This window comes from Lishizhenia sp., assembly GCF_057456495.1.
This window is the reverse complement of sequence record NZ_JBVCPV010000004.1, coordinates 1-19,917: the sequence shown is the minus strand read 5'-3', so window position 1 is coordinate 19,917 and position 19,917 is coordinate 1. Positions and strand designations below refer to the sequence as shown.

Annotated in this window: 16 protein-coding genes; 8 read left to right on the top strand and 8 right to left on the bottom strand. The window is 37.2% G+C overall.

What is annotated here, in order from left to right; all coding sequences use genetic code 11:
* Positions 1 to 9: 9 nt before the first annotated feature.
* Entirely contained in the window at positions 10 to 651 is a 642-nt protein-coding gene (locus AC22ZQ_RS00680) for a carboxypeptidase-like regulatory domain-containing protein (protein WP_318956649.1), read from the top strand.
* Here AC22ZQ_RS00680 and AC22ZQ_RS00675 read toward each other — a convergent pair.
* Entirely contained in the window at positions 648 to 1,817 is a 1,170-nt protein-coding gene (locus tag AC22ZQ_RS00675; protein WP_318956648.1) for an N-acetylmuramoyl-L-alanine amidase family protein, read from the bottom strand. The two genes, AC22ZQ_RS00680 and AC22ZQ_RS00675, sit on opposite strands and share 4 nt — an antisense overlap.
* A gap of 66 nt (positions 1,818 to 1,883) precedes the next feature.
* On the opposite strand from AC22ZQ_RS00675, the gene AC22ZQ_RS00670 reads away from it, so the two are divergent.
* Positions 1,884 to 4,439, top strand: a complete 2,556-nt coding sequence (locus tag AC22ZQ_RS00670) for a putative LPS assembly protein LptD (RefSeq protein ID WP_318956647.1) — start codon at positions 1,884 to 1,886, stop codon at positions 4,437 to 4,439.
* 75 nt (positions 4,440 to 4,514) lie between these two features.
* Entirely contained in the window at positions 4,515 to 5,090 is a 576-nt protein-coding gene (locus tag AC22ZQ_RS00665; RefSeq protein ID WP_318956646.1) for a YqgE/AlgH family protein, read from the top strand.
* Positions 5,091 to 5,297: 207 nt separating this feature from the next.
* On the opposite strand, the gene pckA is transcribed toward AC22ZQ_RS00665, so the two are convergent.
* The 7 genes from pckA to AC22ZQ_RS00630 form a co-directional block, all read right to left on the bottom strand.
* Positions 5,298 to 6,908: a phosphoenolpyruvate carboxykinase (ATP) gene (gene pckA / locus AC22ZQ_RS00660; RefSeq protein ID WP_318956645.1), complete on the bottom strand. Its 1,611-nt coding sequence runs from the start codon at positions 6,906 to 6,908 to the stop codon at positions 5,298 to 5,300.
* Positions 6,909 to 7,069: 161 nt separating this feature from the next.
* Positions 7,070 to 7,459 carry a DUF423 domain-containing protein gene (locus AC22ZQ_RS00655; protein WP_318956644.1) on the bottom strand — a complete coding sequence of 130 codons (390 nt, stop codon included), beginning with the start codon at positions 7,457 to 7,459 and terminating at the stop codon, positions 7,070 to 7,072.
* A 2-nt stretch (positions 7,460 to 7,461) separates the two neighbouring features.
* A complete protein-coding gene (gene recN, locus AC22ZQ_RS00650; protein ID WP_318956643.1) occupies positions 7,462 to 9,108 on the bottom strand; it encodes a DNA repair protein RecN in 1,647 nt (548 codons plus the stop codon).
* Positions 9,108 to 10,016 carry a type IX secretion system protein PorD gene (porD, locus tag AC22ZQ_RS00645; protein WP_318956642.1) on the bottom strand — a complete coding sequence of 303 codons (909 nt, stop codon included), beginning with the start codon at positions 10,014 to 10,016 and terminating at the stop codon, positions 9,108 to 9,110. Before porD ends, recN begins: the two co-directional genes overlap by 1 nt.
* A complete protein-coding gene (coaBC, locus tag AC22ZQ_RS00640) occupies positions 10,013 to 11,206 on the bottom strand; it encodes a bifunctional phosphopantothenoylcysteine decarboxylase/phosphopantothenate--cysteine ligase CoaBC (RefSeq protein WP_318956641.1) in 1,194 nt (397 codons plus the stop codon). The genes porD and coaBC overlap by 4 nt, the downstream gene beginning before the upstream one ends.
* A gap of 7 nt (positions 11,207 to 11,213) precedes the next feature.
* Complete coding sequence (locus AC22ZQ_RS00635) at positions 11,214 to 11,531, bottom strand: DNA-directed RNA polymerase subunit omega (protein ID WP_318956640.1); 318 nt, start codon at positions 11,529 to 11,531, stop codon at positions 11,214 to 11,216.
* 13 nt (positions 11,532 to 11,544) lie between these two features.
* On the bottom strand, positions 11,545 to 12,543 hold the full coding sequence (locus AC22ZQ_RS00630) for an outer membrane protein assembly factor BamD (protein WP_318956639.1): 999 nt from the start codon (positions 12,541 to 12,543) through the stop codon (positions 11,545 to 11,547).
* Positions 12,544 to 12,779: 236 nt separating this feature from the next.
* Between AC22ZQ_RS00630 and uvrB the strand changes: the two genes are divergently transcribed.
* From uvrB to AC22ZQ_RS00605, 5 genes are all read left to right on the top strand, one after another.
* On the top strand, positions 12,780 to 14,798 hold the full coding sequence (gene uvrB / locus AC22ZQ_RS00625) for an excinuclease ABC subunit UvrB (protein ID WP_318956638.1): 2,019 nt from the start codon (positions 12,780 to 12,782) through the stop codon (positions 14,796 to 14,798).
* Positions 14,799 to 14,878: 80 nt separating this feature from the next.
* Entirely contained in the window at positions 14,879 to 16,942 is a 2,064-nt protein-coding gene (locus AC22ZQ_RS00620; protein WP_318956637.1) for a dipeptidyl-peptidase 3 family protein, read from the top strand.
* Between the two features lie 127 nt (positions 16,943 to 17,069).
* Complete coding sequence (locus tag AC22ZQ_RS00615; RefSeq protein WP_318956636.1) at positions 17,070 to 18,440, top strand: alpha/beta hydrolase family protein; 1,371 nt, start codon at positions 17,070 to 17,072, stop codon at positions 18,438 to 18,440.
* Positions 18,441 to 18,471: 31 nt separating this feature from the next.
* The gene (locus tag AC22ZQ_RS00610; RefSeq protein ID WP_318956635.1) at positions 18,472 to 19,287 is read left to right on the top strand and encodes a hypothetical protein; all 816 of its coding nucleotides are present in this window, start codon (positions 18,472 to 18,474) and stop codon (positions 19,285 to 19,287) included.
* Positions 19,288 to 19,424: 137 nt separating this feature from the next.
* The gene (locus tag AC22ZQ_RS00605) at positions 19,425 to 19,616 is read left to right on the top strand and encodes a cold-shock protein (RefSeq protein ID WP_318956634.1); all 192 of its coding nucleotides are present in this window, start codon (positions 19,425 to 19,427) and stop codon (positions 19,614 to 19,616) included.
* Positions 19,617 to 19,917: the final 301 nt, after the last annotated feature.

Here is a 19,917-nt window from a genome sequence, read left to right as displayed (position 1 = left end):
TTTAATGTCATGAAAAAAGCGCTGTTTCACTTCACCCTCATCATTTTAGTTTTACCAATCTTAATAGCCTGTAAAAAGGATCCTTTAGAATTTACCATTAAAGGAAATATCTACGACGAAAGTTTTAACCAAGGTTTAGAAAATGCCCAAGTAACATTAACTGCTGTTGATGCGAATACAGGGGATGTAAGAATTGTAGGAGAAAGTACGCTAAACGCTTCAGGAGATTATAGCTTTACTTTTTTAAGAGAGCGAGATCTTAAATTCTACCTTAAGGTTGAAAAAGACAATTACTTCCCCATTGACGAAACCATATTTTTCTCGGAAATAACTACCGAAAATGACAACATTTTCAATTACACAACCCACGCAAAAGCTTTCATCAATTTTAAAATAAAAAACACGGGAGCGAGCGACCCTAATGATCAATTGAAATTAGAGATTTACGAAGCAAAAACAGGTTGTGAATCTTGTTGTGGATTAGGACAACGCTTTTTCAACGGGGCAAACATTGACACCAACCTGTATTGTGCCAACAACGGAAACCAATATTATAAATTTATTTATTGGGTACCTGAAATTAGTCTCGTCGTTTTTGACAGTTTAATCACAACCCCTTTCGATACCTTAGATTACGTGATAGAATATTAAGGTAGAGCAGCGCGAGCTTCAGTTATAGAGACACGTTCTCCATTTTTAAAAGCCACTACAAAAGCTGAGGAATACCCTTTTGCCACCATTTCTTTGCGCAGTTTAAAAGCAGCGTCTATATCCATTACATAATTTCCAACGGTATACTTAAAGAGTTTATTCTGAAAATATTCCTCTACTGTTAGTCCTTTAAACCTAGTATCATTAAGAGCCACCTTGGTCGTAGAAGTTTCTATTTGCACCTTAAAAACATACTTATCCGTCAAATCTTCCTCTTCTACGTAAAAAACTTCCTCTTTCACTTCTGTGATTGCTTCGGATGTATCTGTTACATTGAGTAAGCTATCAGGTAAATCTGCAATTTCTTTGGCATCCACAATCAAAGTATTCACCCCTTCAATTTCACTTTTGTATTCTTGAAAAGCTTTAAAGATACTATTGGCCATTTTTTGTTGATTCACCGGATTCGAAAGAAATTCTTCCTCTTCTTTATGCGTCAAAAAACCAGTTTCTATCAACACACTTGGCATCGTTGTTTTATAGAGTACAAGAAAACCAGCTTGTTTCACTCCCCTGTCGTGACGACCCAAATTCTTAAATTGGGCCTGAACTTTAGCCGCAAAACTGATGCTTTGCTGTAAGAACACACTCAATTGTAAGTTGCGCGCAATAATCGCGTCCGGACTCAAATCAAAGTCTTTGTACTTTTCACCATTATCCTCCTCTAAATAAATTGTACTGTTTTCTCTTTCTGCAATTTTTTGTTGACTCTCCGTTCTGTGCAATCCTAAAACATAAGTTTCCACACCTTTCGCAGCTGGACTAGCAGCGTTTGCGTGTATACAGATAAACAAATCTGCATGATTATCATTGGCCAATTTCGCTCGGTCATCTAGAGAAACAAACACGTCGGTTTTACGTGTATAAATGATTTTTATCTCAGGATACTTACCTCCGATGTATTCTCCCAATTTAAGTCCAATAGCCAAGGCTATATCTTTTTCTTTAGAGTGTTCACCATGACAACCAGGATCGTGACCACCATGTCCTGGATCAATAACAATTGTTCTCACGCCATCAGGCAATACAACCTCCTCTTGAGCGAAGGAGAATAGTCCTGTTAATAATGTGAAAAATATGAGTATGGATGAAAAAAAATTGCGCATCACCTAAGGTAATTTTTTAGTTTTGTATCCGTTATAACTCGGATATTACAAATTTACAAAGAACACTTGCTCAAATCACGTACCATAGTTCAGTTTTTCGTCGTTAGATTGTTAATAATTCTGAGTATAATCACTTCGGCTCCAAGCTTTTCTTTAGGGCAAGACAGAATCGTAAAAGTAGACAACACCCTAGAGGCCCCCATTACTTATTCATGTAGAGACAGTATTATTACAGATGTTAAAACTGGAATTTCAGCCTTGTATGGTGATGCTAAAGTAGAGTACGAAGGAATATCTCTTACGGCAGACTACATAGAAATGGATATGGAAAACCGTACTGTTCAAGCTACTTATACTTTAGACCAAGACAGCAACAGAGTTGGAATTCCCGTATTTAGTGATGGAAGTGAAGAAGTAAAAGCTGCAACGCTGAAATACAATTTCGAAACAAAAAAAGCATACATACAGGAGCTTAAGGTTAAGCAAGAAGAAAACTATTTACACATGGAAAGAGCAAAGCGTCAAACCAATGGCGAGCTGCACTTTGTAGAAGGTAAATTTACCACTTGTGACTTAGACGAACCCCACTATCATTTTCAATTATCTAAAGCGGTATTGGTTCCCAACAAGCGTATTGTTAGTGGTCCATTAAATTTATGGATAGCAGGTGTGCCCACTCCTTTGGGACTTCCGTTCATTTTTCTACCTACGCAAGAAAGAGAACAAACAGGGATTATTTTTCCTCAACTGGCTTTCCAAAACGCCAATTTAGGAATGGGCTTCCAGGATCTAGGTTACTTCTTTCCTATAAAAGCCTCTGATAAAATTCAGACCAGTTTATACGCTTCAGCTTATACCAGCGGAACTTTTGGCTTTAAGAATTATACCCAATACAACGACAGATACAAGTACAATGGATCACTGGAATTAAGTTTCATTCAAATCAACAGACCCTTTCCAGATGACAGTACTTTACAAAACAACAGTGTCATCAAGTGGCAACACCGACAAAAGAACAATGCGAACCCCTATTGGAATTTCAGTTCTGATGTAAACTTTCAGTCGAGTAATGACGCAACATTAAGCACCCAAACAGACAACCCAGACTTCTTAAAAAGCACCTTAAATTCAAGTATTAACATTACACGTAAATTCCCGAGTAAACCTGTTACTATGGGACTTAAGGCCGCAATGAAACAAAACAAGTCTTCGGGAAATATAGACATGGACTTACCCGTATATACTTTAAACGTTAACCGTTTCTTCCCCTTCAAATTCTTAAGAAGAAATTCTATTGGTAAAGAAAGGTTTTACGAAAAAATCGGGGTTACCTACAACTTAGAAGCTAGAAACAATACGGTATTTGCCGATAGCCTTATACGTACAAGAGATTACACTGGAATGGCAGCCAATCTGCGCAATGGTGTAAAAAACTCAATAAAGGTAACTACAGCGGTTCCACTTCTTGGGAGTAGATTCACACTAACGCCATCCATTAATTACAATTCAAGAATCAACTTACAAGGAATAGATCAGGTTTATGATTTCTCCGGCGACAGCATCATAGAAACCGAAAGCAATAACTACGGTGGATACTCACAAGACCTTAGCTTCACTTCAAGTTTAACAACCTCTCTATATTCTTATTACAGATTTGTAGGAAAGAGCAAAATGAAAATGCGTCACGTTCTTACACCATCTTTCAACTTCTCTTATACTCCAGATTTAAGTAGTACCGTTACAAGAACTTATATAACCAATACACAAGACACAGTTGTTTTAAATTTCTCCCCTTACCAAAACAGTATATACAGGGAAGGCTACTCTCGAGAAACTGCAGTAATAAACTACAGCTTTAACAATGCCTTTGAGTTTAAAAAACGTGTTACCAACGACACCATTGATGAAGATGTGAAGTTTCGTATAATAGAAGCCCTGAGCTTCTCTGGAAACTACGATTTCTTAAAAGACTCTTTAAACTGGAGTCCCGTAAGAGCCAACCTAAGAGTTAAACCATTTAAGTTTGTGAGTGTTGTAAGTTCAGCTACTTTCTCTCTATATGCCATAGATGACTTTGGACAGCAACAGAATAGTTTTGCATTTAGACAGGGCCAAAGCTTAAGTAACCTTACGCAATCTGATGTATCTGTTACCTTCACCCTTGCCAGTAAGGAAAGTTTAAAAAAAATAGAAGAAACAAAGTTCTCGGAAGCTAATTCCTGGAATGCAGACTACGAGTATTACCGCCTTCACCCGGAAGAAGTATTAAACTATGAAATTCCTTGGAAACTGAACTTTTCTTACAACTTCTACACAAGCATTCACACAGATTCTGCCAAGTTTGTAAATCAAAGGTTTAATCAAAACCACACCATAAACATGGTGGCAGATTTCAGTTTAACCAAACGTTGGAAAGTCGGAGTTAATGCCAATTACGACATCAGTAACAAGAACCTTCAACGTACAGTTTTCTCACTAAATAGAGACATGCACTGTTGGGTTTTAGCCTTTAGATGGATTCCGTCTGGAACAGGACAAAGTTTCACTTTAACCTTCAACGCGAAGTCTAACCTGTTCAAAGACGCCAAGTTAAATTTCACAAGACCACCTGCCTTCTTGTAACAGAAGAACATTTCTTCCATTCCCATTGCTTTTCTTTTAAAACTATCCTTATATTTAATACAAATAACCCAAACTTTGGATTTAAGTTTTACAAATAACTCAACACCTGCAAAAGGAAAAATTCTGATTTCAGAGCCCTTTTTGAACGACGATTATTTCGGGCGTTCAGTTATTCTTTTGTGTGAACACAACGAGGAGGGTAGTTTCGGTTTTGTACTCAATAATTTTATTGATTTAGACTTGAGAGAAGTGGCCAATAACTTCCCTGATATTGAAACAAAAATAGGTATTGGCGGTCCTGTAGAAACAGATAATATTTACTTTATTCACAGCAGGCCTGATGTACTGAAAGACAGCAGAGAGGTTATTCCTAACATTTATATTGGTGGTTCTTACAGCGAGCTCTTACATCACCTAGAAACGGGTGAAATAAAACCTACAGAGGTCCGCTTTTTCCTGGGTTATTCAGGATGGTCACCCCATCAGTTAGATCAAGAGTTAAATGAACATGCCTGGTTGGTTACAGATATCAAGGCGAAAGACATTATGGACGTGCACGCCGGAGATACTTTGTGGAGTAAATACCTTAAAAAACAAGGCAAGAAGTATGCGGTTATGACTTCATTCCCCATCAATCCTCAAGACAATTAATATCACTTGGCCAACGGCCGGGTTTTCCATTATAGTTTGCTTTTTAGGCATTAGTTTCAGTGCACCTATATCGCACTTCTAAAGTCGTGCACCATAGGTTTGTTCAACTAAAATCCCTAAAAAACAAAGCTGTCATTCCACCCCCTGTTGGAAACAAAAAAAGGGACAAACCGAAGTTCATCCCTTTTCAAATTCAATGATAGAATCTTAAACTAAAGCTTTAGGCGCTGCAGCTAAAATTTCTTCATTAGCGTGCTCTTCAAACTTCTTAAAGTTGTTTACGAACGCATCAGCTAACTCACTAGCTTTAGCATCGTATCCAGCTTTATCTTCCCAAGTATTCTTAGGGTTTAAGATTTCAGCAGGTACATTCTCACAAGTATTTGGCATTTCTAATCCAAAGATTTCGTGTTTCGTGTACTCTACGTTATCTAATTTTCCTTCTAAAGCAGATGTAATCATTGCTCTTGTGTATTTCAAGCTTAAACGCTCTCCTGTACCGTAAGCACCACCAGACCATCCAGTGTTGATTAACCAAACTTTAACGTTGTTTTCGTTCATTTTCTTACCTAACATCTCCGCGTATTTCGTTGGGTGTAATGGTAAGAATGGAGCTCCGAAACATGCAGAGAATGCAGTTTGTGGCTCTGTAATTCCAGCTTCAGTTCCAGCTACCTTTGCAGTGTATCCTGAAATGAAGTGGTACATTGCTTGTCCGCTATCTAACTTAGAGATCGGAGGCAATACTCCAAAGGCATCACACGTTAAGAAGAAAATATTCTTTGGTGTAGTTCCTACTGAAGGAGTAGCAATGTTATCAATGTGGTGAATTGGGTAAGATACACGCGTGTTTTGCGTAATGCTATCATCTGTGTAATCTGGAGTAGATGTTCCATCTACAAACCCAATGTTTTCTAAAATCGCTCCAAACTTAATGGCGTCGTAAATTTGTGGCTCTTTCTCAGCAGATAAGTCGATAGTTTTCGCGTAACATCCTCCTTCGAAGTTGAATACTGTACCATCAGCCCAACCGTGCTCATCATCTCCAATCAATCTTCTGTTTGGATCTGAAGATAAAGTTGTTTTACCTGTTCCTGATAAACCAAAGAATACTGCTGTATCTCCGTCTTTACCAATGTTCGCAGAACAGTGCATAGAAAGAACGTCTTTCTCATGCGGCAATACGTAGTTCAATACAGAGAAGATTCCTTTTTTGATCTCTCCTGTGTATCCTGTACCACCAATAATTATCATCTTTTTAGTAAAGTTGATAACTGCAAAGTTAGATTGTCTTGTCCCATCAATCTCTGGATCAGCCAAGAAACCAGGTGCACATACGATGTTCCACTCTGCATCAAATTCTTGGACTTCTTCATCTGTTGGTCTTAAGAACATGTTGTATGCAAACATGTTAGACCATGGAAATTCTGTAGTAACTCGAATGTTCAAACGGTGATTATCATCCGCACAAGCATAAGCATCTCTCACATACATGTCCTTACCAATAAGGTAAGACTTCATGCGATTGTAAAGTGCATCAAACTTCTCAGGAGAAAACTTGATGTTGATATCTCCCCACCATACTGTGTTTTCAGTGTTCTCATCACATACAACAAATCTGTCTTTAGGAGATCTTCCTGTAAACTTTCCTGTTTCAATTGCTAATGCACCAGTATCTGTTAATACCCCCTGACCGTTTAGGATTGTATCTTCTACAAGCTCTGCAGGTGTTAGGTTCCAGAATACATTTCCTAGGTTCTCTAAACCGATAGAATCTTTCAAATTGGCATTTTTACCTCTCTTACCGAATTCGTTCATAAAACTGTTTTTGAAGCTTTCGCTTTGTGTTTATAAATGCAAAGATACATTAATATCGTTTGGCCGTCTGTTATCGTAGACAACATTTTTCACATTTTGTAAGGTCAAATTGTGGATAAACCATACATTATTTAACAATCTCTGTTTTTTTTAACATTTAATTACTTGGTGCGGACATATTTGACAAAAATACCGCCCCAACCAAGTATCATTAACACTCCACCAAGTGGAGTAACGGGACCTAAAAACTTAGGTTTATCCCCTCCTAATGCTGGTATCAGCACCAGTAAAAAGATAGAGAGTGAAAACAAAACAGTACCCCACAAAATTTGTCGATACTGCGTTTTTATCTCAAAGTCAAAACGTTGCATAAGTACGCTTAATAGCATCAAACCAAAGCTTGTATAAAATAAATAGCGTACACCCGTTTCAAAAGATCTAATTTTATCTGCCGCAACGTCCAAGCTTTCTAATCCATGTGCTGCAAAGGCACCTAACAAAATGGCCAAGGTTAAGATCCCTAAACCTATACTTATTAATTTTCTATCCATGATTATTGCATTAACTTTTCTGCGTTTGCCAACGCTGCATCATTCACTTCTGAACCACTCATTAACTTAGCAACTTCCACAACTCTCTCCTCTTTGTTTAACACATCTAGCGTCGTAAAAGTCTCATTCTTTCTATTCTCTTTAGCCACTTTTATGTGATGCTCACCTTTAGAGGCTACTTGCGGTAAGTGAGTAATCGCAAATAATTGCATGCTCTCTCCCATAGCTTTTAATAATTTACCAATTCTATCAGCTACCTCCCCAGAAACTCCGGTATCTATTTCATCAAATATCAAAGTAGGTAAACTCTTCTTTTTAGAAAGTAAAGATTGAATACATAAGAATAATCTACTTAATTCTCCACCTGATGCAGCCTTCTCTATAGGCTGAACATCCATACCTTTATTGGGAGTAAATTTGATGGTCAATTTATCTTGCCCACTTTCTGTTAAGTTCCCTGAAGTGATATCAAAAACTAGTTGTGAATCCGCTAACTTTACTTCTTGTAACAAACTCACTATTTCTTTTGCAATTCCTTTAGATTTTTTAGTTCGAGAAGAACTCAATTCCTGCGCTTCTTTCATCAATTGCTCTTCTTGTGCATTTAAATCTAAAATCAAAGCATCTATCTCTTCTTGTAAATCTAAAACATCGGTGTCTTTACTCTGCAATTCATTTTTTACTTCTATTAAGGCAGATTGGTCTAAAACATTGTGTTTTTTCAATTGACTATTGTAAGCGTTTACCTTTTCGGTTAACTCGTCAATCAATTGCGGATCTACTTCAACTTTAGACAATTCACTTCCTGCTTCTTGGGCAATATCATCTAACTCTATTTCCGTTGTTTTAATGCGCTCCAACAAAGCATCTAAGGCTTCATCGTTTAAGTTCATACCGCTTATTCTTCGGTGTAAGGCTCTTAGATGCTCAAGCACACCACCTTCTCCAGAAAGTTGCTCATCTATTCCCGAAAAACTAGCTCCTAAGTCACCCGCATTTTCTGCTCTATTGAGTTCAGTTTGAAAAGCTTCAAAATCTACATTATCCAAATCTAGTGCTTCCAGTTCCTCTAACTGAAAACGAACGAAATCTGCATTTTGAAGATGTTGCGCTAAAGCCTCTTTCTTTTCAGACAATTCTTTTTGCCCTTGTTTCCAAGCTTTAAACTTTGCTCTGTATGTTTCACGTTTTGTCAAGGTACCAGCCAAAGTATCCAACAAGTCTAACTGAAAAGCAGACTCGCGAAGTGCTAAGGTATGGTGTTGACTATTGATGTAAATTAACTGCTCAGAGAGTTGTTTTAAAACACTCAACTGTACAGGACTATCATTCACAAATGCGCGTGACTTACCGTTCGCGCTAATTTCTCTGCGGATGATTGTTTCTTCAAAAAAGTCTAAATCTTGTGTTTCAAAAAAAGCAGGTAAACCGTAATTTTTAATATCAAAAACAGCCTCTACTATGGTCTTTTTTTCTTGATTTCTAATTACTGCATAATTTGCTCTTTCTCCCAGAATAAGAGAAAGCGCTCCTAATAATATAGATTTACCTGACCCTGTTTCTCCAGTGATCACTGTAAACCCTTGCTCAAAATCTAATTGCGCATTTTCTATAAGTGCAAAGTTTTGAACCGTAAGTTTTTTAAGCATTATTCAGAAAGAATTTCTTGATATTTGTTTGAATTCGCAGGGTCCACTCGTTTCAACAAGTTCACCACTTCAGTTTTCTCGGCGTTTTCAGCATCGGTAAACATTCCTTTTACTTCAGACAATTTCATCTTCGCAAAAATCACAACGTTTAACGATCCTGGTCTAATTCGGTGTACCGCTTCCATTTTCTTCAACGCATTTAAACACGTTTCACGCGCTTTGGTAGCGTTGGTATACATCTTATCTAAACCTTTTCTGTGATAATCGTAATACATTTCGCGCAAAGGTTCAAACTTGGGTTGCAAGATGTAATCGATAAGGAAATATCTATTACTTCTATCCCTATCTTCCGAAACCCAACCTGCACCACGGTATGAGGCCGCCTGAATTACTATAGTTTGTGCTTGCTCAAAATATTTTTGACCGCCCTTTAAAGAAAAAGAGTCGTAATCATAGCCTAAAATGATATTGGCATAATACGCCAAAATTGAAGTCAGCTCATTCTTATACTCATTAGGAGAATAGGAAATAATTGCATTTCTCGAGTACTTAAAATTAAAATCGTTGTCCAAAAATGAAAATAACGTGGTATTGTATGTACTGTTCAATACTGGACGTGTTGATTGTATTTGCAAACTTGCCGCGTAATTACCTGGTGATGGAATTGCGTTAATCGTAATTTGTAACTGACAACTTATTCTCTCCTCTACCTCGAATTCATCCGTGGTCCAAACCGTAGTATTCATGAATTCATATATGGTCAGCTTTAGCTCTTTGAAAATTTCTTGTTCAACAGAGGTTACATCTAATCCAGGTTTTACACCAATAGAAACTTGACAATCTAATTCTTGTGCTTTCGCCGTAATAGAAAAGATTACGAAGGCGAGTATGCTTAAATATTTGGTCATAATTTATTTGCAATAAAATTCACAATGTCATAGGCAACATCGTCTTTACTCTTCAACTCAAAATTATGAAAATTATTGTCTTTTTCTAACAAGGTTATTTTATTCGTGTCCCCTCCAAAACCAGCACCTTTATCTTCCAAGGTATTGATAATTATTGCGTCTAAATTTTTACGCTCTAATTTTCCTTTTCCATGCTCCAGTGCATTATTGGTTTCCAGAGCAAATCCAACTAAAAACTGTTGTTTTTTATTGGCTCCTGCCCAAGCTAACACATCTGGATTCTTCACCAATTCTATGGTTAAATTATCTGCCTTCTTTTTTATTTTTTGCTTGGCTTGTGTTTTTGGACGGTAGTCCGCTACCGCAGCAGCAAACACTCCCCCATCTACTTTTTCATACACCGCTTGCACTGCCGCCAACATTTCTTCTGCCGACTTCACATCAACACGGTTCAACCTCTCGTGATGGATTTCTTGTTTGGAAGGTCCTAGAATCAAATCTACATGAGCTCCTAAACTCAACAAAGCTTTTGCTATAGCTACTCCCATTTTTCCTGAAGAATGGTTTCCGATAAACCTTACAGGATCTATCGCCTCGTAGGTTGGTCCAGCTGTAACCACAAAACGCTTACCTGCCAATTTTTCGGCATCCGTAAAAAAGCGTTTTACCTCTTTAAAAATATCTTCGGGTTCTGTCATTCTACCTTGTCCCACCAAACCACTGGCCAATTCTCCAGACTGTGCAGGAATCACCTGTACTCCGTCTTTTTGAATTTGAGCTAAATTTCGTGTTGAACTCGGATGAGCATACATGTCCAAATCCATTGCAGGAGCTACCATTACAGGACATTTTGCTGAAAGATAAGTGGCAGTTAACAGGTTGTCGCAACAACCATTTGCTATTTTAAAAAGTGTATTTGCTGTAAGTGGTGCAATAAGCATGAGATCCCCCCACATTCCTAAATCAACGTGGTTGGTCCATTCGCCATTCTCCTTGTTCCAAAAATCTATGGAAACAGGATTTTTTGATAGTGTAGCAACGGTTAACGGAGTTATAAAATCAACAGAGGCAGAAGTCATTATACATTTGACTTCTGCCCCGTTTTTTATTAATAACCTTATTAAAGACGCAATTTTATATGCTGCAATACCACCTGTTATACCAAGGACTATTTTTTTTCCTTGTAACATGGTAGTTTTACTCTTCTAATTTACGTTGGTATATCTTGCCTTCGGCCAATTCTTTCATAGCCATAGCTACCGGCTTCGGTAACTTTTCGTAGAACTTAGAAATTTCGATTTGCTCTCTGTTTTCAAAGATCTCTTCTAAATTATCAGTAGAAGAAGCAAACTCCTGTAACTTACGTGTTAACTCCTCTTTTAATTCTACATTAATTTGGTTAGAACGTCTTGCTAACATGATAATTGTTTCGTACAAGTTTCCTGTAGCTTCCTCTAATTCACTTGTATTTCTTGTTATCGTTGTACGTTCTGCAGTACTATTTTTAAAGCTCATAATAGTTTTTACTTTACTGTAATTTTTGCAAATCCTTCTCCGCTTTATCTTTGATATCGTTTGCACGTTTCAAAAATTCAGAATCAGGAAATTCGGCTACAAAGTTACGATGTTTTTCTATAGTTTCTTTAAGATATATGATTTTTTTAGCTTTCGAGTTGGTTTCGGACAATTGATAGGTTGCCAATAGCTCTCTAAACTGATAAGTTTCAGAAACTTTCAGAAGTTCTTCCTTCGAGTTTTCTTTCATCTTATTTACTTTTTTCGCATAGCTAGAACCCTCATACTTAGCTTCAAACAAATCACAAAACTTAATTACTTCCTGAAACCTAGCTTTTTTCTTGGTGAAAATACTTTTCGTTGCAAGGGTAAAAGCGTTATAAATTCTGAGGTAAGCTACCTCTTCATTAAACGTACTTTGAGGAAAGTTCTCCATGAAAATAGTTGCAGAAGTTTTTGCGGCTTTGTAATTCTCCATATTGTGGTAAAGAATAACTGCCTCATAATCCTTCTTTTCTAACTTAAAACGCAAACCATCCATTAACGTATTACATGAGTCTACTAAATTACTTTCTGGATATCTATCGATAAAAGTTTGTAAATCATTGATTGCAATCTCCGTATCCTCTTGATCCAACGATGCATCAGGAGATAATTTAACAGAGCACATTGCACTTAAAAACAGGCACTCCTCTGCCCTTGCACTGTAAGGAAAACGCGTCACGAAGTTGTTTAAGTAATACCCCGCCATGATGAAGTCACGCATTTTGTAATAGGTCATCCCCATTTTGTAGTAAGCCAACTGTCCATCCTCTGTTCTTGGATAACGTTGATAAACTTGCTCGTACAAAGTAAGCGCACGTGGATAAGATTCTTTTTCGTATAAAGTTTCTGCCTTTAGTAATTTTGCCTCGTAATTATCTCCCTTCACAATCTGTCCATAATCAGAACAAGAAAGCAAGACCAACGACAACATTAATACAGTGGTTCTTGACAATATTTTATTTTTCATCGTTGACAAAAATAGAAGATTTTCATGTTAAGTAGTGTTAAAAGGAAATTCTTTTACATTCCTTAAGAAAACTTAAGATTTCTAATTCTTTGAACCTTATATCGGCTTTAGCTTAAAGTACGCTTTTCTCAAAGAATATCCTTTGGCTGACAGAGCCTTAAACACTCCCTTAATTCCTCATTTATTCTACTTAAATTTGTACAGCCGATAGGCCTAAAATTAGAAGCAAAATCTACATGAATTTCAAACTCGTTTCAGAATACCAACCCACAGGCGATCAGCCGCAGGCGATAGAAAGTTTAGTTAAAGGAATTAACAATGGTGAAATGCATCAAACCCTTTTGGGGGTAACAGGTTCTGGTAAAACATTTACCATGGCCAATGTTATTGCTGAAACCAATAAACCAACGCTCATACTTTCTCACAACAAAACCTTGGCAGCACAACTTTATGGAGAGTTCAAACAGTTTTTTCCGAATAACGCCGTAGAATATTTTGTTTCGTATTATGACTACTACCAACCTGAAGCGTATTTGCCGGTTACAGATACTTTCATTGAGAAAGATTTAGCCATCAATGACGAAATTGAAAAGCTTCGACTCTCTGCAACTTCCGCCCTCCTATCAGGGAGAAAGGATGTCATAGTAGTTTCTTCCATTTCTTGTATTTATGGTATGGGAAATCCAGAGGAATTCTCAAAAAGCATCATGTATGTAAAGGTGGGGGACGTTATTAGTAGAAATAAGTTCTTATTTAAATTGGTAGAAAACCTATACTCTAGAACAACCGAAGAGTTTGACCGTGGAAATTTTAGAGTAAAAGGAGATGTGGTAGATATCTACTTGGCGTATGCCGACTATGCTTTGCGTATAGAGTTTTGGGGAGATGAAATTGAAAAAATCACTTCTATTGACCCCTTGAGTAATACAACGCTAGAAGAGTTTGAAGAAATCAATATTTACCCAGCAAATATCTTTGTAAGTTCTCCAGACACAACAAGAGGAGCCATACACGAAATCCAAGAGGATATGGTAAAACAGGTGGAAGCTTTTAAACGAGAAGGAAAAATCACAGAAGCAAACCGCCTCGATGAACGTGTGAATTTTGATTTAGAAATGATACGCGAATTAGGTTACTGTTCTGGTATTGAAAACTATTCGCGTTACTTTGATAAGCGTGAACCTGGATCAAGGCCCTTCTGTTTGTTAGATTACTTCCCGGACGACATGATGATGCTCATCGATGAGAGTCACGTTACCGTTCCTCAAATTAGAGCGATGTATGGAGGTGACAGATCTCGAAAAGTAAACTTGGTTGATTATGGATTCCGTTTACAAGCAGCTATGGATAACCGTCCTTTAAAATTCGAGGAATTTCTGAGCATGCAAAGTCAAACAATTTACGTATCCGCCACACCGGCAGATTTTGAATTGGAACAATCCAACGGAATTGTGGTAGAACAGGTTATTCGTCCTACAGGATTATTAGACCCTATTATAGAGGTAAGACCTAGTCTGAATCAAATAGATGACCTCATGGAGGAAATCAACATACGCATCGAAAGAGATGAAAGAACTTTAGTTACTACGCTGACTAAGCGTATGGCCGAGGAACTTCAAAAATATTTGCAAAAATTAGGAATAAGCTGTGAATACATACACAGTGATGTTGATACACTTAAACGTGTAGAAATTCTGCGTCTACTGCGTTTGGGAGAATATGATGTATTGATTGGAGTAAACTTATTGCGTGAAGGATTAGATTTACCTGAGGTGAGTTTGGTGGCAATTATTGATGCAGACAAGGAAGGTTTCTTGCGCGATGAGAGATCTTTAGTACAGACGGTTGGTAGAGCAGCCAGAAACGTCAACGGAATGGTAATCATGTACGGAGATAAGATTACAGACTCCATGCAAAAGACCATAGACGAAACAGCAAGAAGAAGGCTTATTCAGGAACAATACAATGAGGAGCATGGCATCACTCCTACCCAAATTAGAAAATCGCACGAAGAGATTCTTAAACAAACAAACATTAGAGAGGAAGAAGAAACCTATACCTACAAACAAGAAGGTAAAAGTACGATTGTTGCCGATCCTGTAATTCAAATGATGTCGCAAGAACAACTTGAGAAAACAATTACTGCTACCCGTAAGCGTATGGAAAAAGCTGCTAAGGATCTTGACTTTATAGAGGCTGCACGCTTGAGAGATGAAATGTTTGAACTAGAAAAAATGAAAAAAGCCGGCGAATAATTAACCGGTGATTATTCTACACCTGTGGTTCTGTTTATCTAAAATGCAATGTCTATATTTAGACCGCTAATTATATTGACATGAATAGAAAACACATTTTTGGTGTAGGAATTATGTTGGCAGCCTTGGGTACAAGTGCTTGTAATCAACAAAACGCAACCGAAACACCACAGGAAGTAAATGTAAAAGACACCATTGATTTGGCCATTAACCCGAATCCGGATGATTTGGAAATGGTAGTAGATAGATTCGCAGACATTCAAGTATTGCGCTATAAAATCAATGATTTCGATAATTTAAGTGTAAACCAAAAGAAATTGGTTTACTTCCTGGCACAAGCTGGTTTGTCTGGTAGAGATATCATCTACGATCAAAACAACGAACACAACCTTGAAATTAGAGCAGCGTTAGATAATATTTTAGCCAATTACAAAGGTGATAGAGAACATGCCGATTGGTTAAATCTAGAATTATATGCTAAGCGCTTTTACTTCGCTAATGGTGTACACCACCACTACGGAATGCAAAAGATGATGCCAGCATTTGAGCAAGCATATTTCACGGATGTAATGCAGTCTGTTGGCTCAGAAATGAGTCCGGAAGCGTTGGAATTGATGTTTAGTGACAAGGTAGGAATGAAACGTAAGAACAAAAATTCTAACGTTGACATGATTGTAGCCTCTGCCAATAACTTTTATGGTGAAGGAGTAACACAAGCAATGGTGGAAGAATTCTACGCAAAGAAATCAGCTGAACAAGATTCTACGCCTGTAGAATTAGGATTGAATTCAAAACTGGTTCTTGAAAATGGTGAGTTAGTAGAAAAGGTATATTCTGCTGAAGGAATGTATGCCGAAGCAATTCAACAAATCATTTACTGGTTAGAGCAAGCTGTAACGGTAGCAGAAAACGAAGATCAAAAAGCAGCACTTGAAAAATTAATTGAATACTACCAGTCTGGAGACTTAGAAACGTGGGATGAATACAACATTCTTTGGGCGAAGTCTACAGCTGGAGATATAGATTACATCAATGGATTTATTGAAGTATATGGAGATGCTTTAGGTAAAAGAGCAAGCTTTGAATCTATCGTGCAGATTACAGATTTTGACGCTTCTGAGCGTATGAAGGTTGTAGCCAATAACGTACAATGGTTCGAAGATAACTCTCCTATCATGGAGGATCACAAAAAGAAAAGTGTTAAAGGAGTTTCTTATAAAGTAGTTCAGGTTGCAAGTGAGGCTGGAGATGCTTCTCCGTCAACACCTATTGGAGTAAACTTGCCGAACAACAACTGGATTAGAGAACAACACGGTTCTAAATCTGTGAGTTTAGGAAATCTTATTGCGGCTTACAACGAGTCCAAAGGAAGTGGTTTATTAGAAGAATTCGCACACGACGAGAAAGAGGTAGAATTGGCGAAAGCTCATTCTAAACTTGCCGGTAAAATGCACACGGCCCTACACGAAGTGGTAGGTCATGCTTCTGGACAAATCAACAAAGGTGTTGGTCAACCCGCTGAAACCTTAAAGAACTATGCTTCAACATTAGAAGAAGCTAGAGCTGACTTAGTTGGTTTGTACTACATTATGGATCCTAAATTAATGGAGCTTGGTTTAATCGAATCTTTAGACGTAGGTGTTGCAGAATACGATAACTACATTAGAAACGGATTAATGACACAATTGATGCGTTTGGAATTAGGAGATGACATCGAGGAAGAGCACATGCAAAACCGTCAATTAGTGGCTTCATGGGCAATGGAAAAAGGAGCTGCAGACAATGTAATTGAGCGTGTGGTTAAAGATGGAAAAACTTACTTTAACATTAATGATTACGACAAGCTAAGAGAATTATTTGGAGAGTTATTAAAGGAAATCCAACGTATCAAATCTGAAGGTGACTACGAAGCTGGAAAGAATTTGGTAGAAACATATGGAGTTAAAGTGAACCAAGAAATTCACAAAGAAGTATTGGAAAGAGTGAAAGTCCTAGACCTTCCTCCGTACCAAGGTTTTGTTAACCCTGTACTTTCTCCCGTAAAAGATGCAGATGGAAATATCATCAATATTAAAGTGGAATACAACCAGGACTTCATTGAACAAATGTTGTTCTACAGCGAAAAATATTCATTTTTAAAATAAAATGACCCCATAAGAAAGCCCTCCATTGAGAGGGCTTTTTTTATGCCCTATAAACCAGTTCTACCTTTAATACCAATTCCACAACTCACTTTTATTCTAAGTTGTAAATTGTACAAAAACTACTTCTATGAGAACACTTTTATCACTAGCAATTCTCTTTCTCTCCTTGTCCACTTTCGCTCAAAATTTCAAAGGAGATTGGGAAGGAGAATTAAACGTTATGGGGCAGAGACTTCCCATTATATTGCACATAGTTAATACTGATAACAGTTACCAGGTTACCATGGATTCTCCCAAACAAGGAGCTAAGGATATACCTGTTGATGCTTCTTTAAAGGAAAACCAACAACTTGTAGTTCAATCGGGGGCTATGGGATTAGAACTACCTTTAACAAAGCTTCATGAAGACACGCTACAAGGAATCTTCAGTCAAGGTGGAATGAACATTCCGATAACTTTTTATAGAATCAACAATCAGGTTATTGCTGAAGTGCAAACACACAATTTTAAAGCGACATCCTTTAACATAGATTTACAGTCACACTTAATTTCAGGTGAAGTTGACACCCCTCTTTCTGGAGATAATTTCCCCGTGGTTGTGCTAATTTCAGGTTCTGGTCCACAAGACAGAAACTCTACGGTATTTGGTCATGATCTGTTTCTAGAATTAGCCAACTACTTTACAAAAAATGGTTGGGCAGTAGTACGTTTCGATGAAAGAGGAACAGGTAAATCTACAGGAAACTTCAGCACTTCTACTACCACAGATTTCGCAAAAGATGTTAGTGCGGTTGTTGATCACATCGCAACACTTCCTTCGCTCAATAAAAATCAAATTATACTTATAGGACACAGTGAAGGTGGAATCATTGCTCCAATGGTAGCACAACCCCACCCTCAGGTAAAAGCTTTCATTTCTTTAGCAGGAGTTACTGCAGCTCCTAAAGAACTGCTCAAAGCTCAAGCGCACTTAACAGCTCAATCCCAAGGAATGAATGAAGCAGCATTAAAAGCCTATGACTCCCTATATGCGCAACAAATAGAACTTGTGTATAAGAGATCTCCAGAAAACAAAGACAGTATTGATGCGCAACTTCAAAGTTTAATTGCTCAACAAATTAAAGATAATGGGGTTACGGGTGAACAAGCACAAATCATGTTAGATGCAGCAATGGCTCAATTCACTTCTCCATGGATCTCACATTTCGCTCGAATGAATGTTTCTGACATCACTCAAAATTTAAATAAACCAGCGTTTTATATTTTTGGAGAGAAAGATATTCAAGTACCCGCTGAATTGAACAAATTGAGTTTAGAGAAAGACTTGAAAGAAAAACAACAGGCGCAAACTCAAATAAAAGTTCTTGCGGATCACAATCACCTCATGCAAAAATGTACTACATGTACTTTAGATGAATACTGGGATTTAGAAGGAGGGTATTCAACGGAAAGTTTAACCCTAATGCTAGAATGGCTAAACGAAATAAAAGACATGTAACTTTCAATCTCATTTTACTTATACTTGTGATATGAGAACAAAGATTACACTATTACTAAGTATAACAGCATTACTCTTTGGAAGTAGTGCTTTTTTATGGCCTAAAAAAACAACGATTACTCCTCCCGGTACATTTGAAGTGAGTGATAACTTCTACTGTGATGAAACCGTCACTACGAATTTCGATTGGTTAGAATACACTACTTGGTTGGAGCGTGTGTACGGTAAAGAAAGTGAAAAATACAAAGCTGCAATACCCAACAGTGATGTTTGGGGAGAAGAATTCATTTGTTTACTTCAGCTCAGAAAACATTACGCAAACCACCCTGCTTACAGGGATTACCCGGTTATAGGGATTTCTCAACAACAGGCCGAAGATTATTTAAAGTGGAGAAGCGATCGTGTAATGCAGTATTTCTTAGTCAAAAGAAAAGTAATAGAGTTTAATAACGACACCACACCTGAAAGTATTTTCACTATAGAAAAGTACTTTGCCGGAGAGTACCAAAATACAGCCCCTCACAAACGCTATATGCAATACCCTGTTTATAGTTTACCAACACCTGAACAGTACTTAGACATAAGTTCGTCTTACAATGTTTATACAGATAGTCTCCCTAAGATCCCTTGTTACTTCGATTCTTTAAGAGCAATACCCTTACATCCAAATCCAAAAGGAGTAGATTTTGCGGATAAACTTTCTGAATGGACTTCAAAACCTAATACAATTGTGGGGAATAATTGGAGAAAACCACAAGGTGAAATCGTAAATTCTTCTAAAAAAGCTACAAATTACATCGGTTTTAGAGCTATATGCACTTGGAGGACTTTTAAATCACAAAATTAATTTCAGAGCTAAACCTAGTGATAGTAAGCTTTTAAGAAGAAAACTTTTGATTTACAAGGAATTAATTCTAAAATAAAACTTTAAAATAGTATTAGGCATTAAATTTACACTACCTTTGTCCTTTAATACAATTTATAATGCAAAAAGGAACAGTAAAATTTTTCAACGAAACTAAAGGATTTGGTTTTATCGTTGAAAACGATTCGAAACAAGAGTATTTCGTACACGTATCAGGATTAATCGATGAGATTAGAGAAGGTGACGAAGTTGAATTCGAATTAACAGAAGGAAAAAAAGGATTGAATGCAGTTAACGTAAAAGTTTCATAATATTTAATTTTTGAAAAGCCCGGTTAAGCAATTAACCGGGCTTTTTTTGTGCCTTATATTTTGACAGTTTGTTTGTCTTATACCGGTGAAAGCCTTAGCATAGGTTAATATACTCACTTGGAATTTTTCAACTACTTCATCTACCTCTGCCTCTCCCTTATTCTAATCGTTCATCTTTTCTCCTAGAGACCAAAAACGATTTCCAAAAACTAAACAACTATAAGTAGATTGGAGATAATTCAAAGCTACCGACTAATATAGAATCGATGGAATAGCAAGGTATAGATTACTTCATAAGATT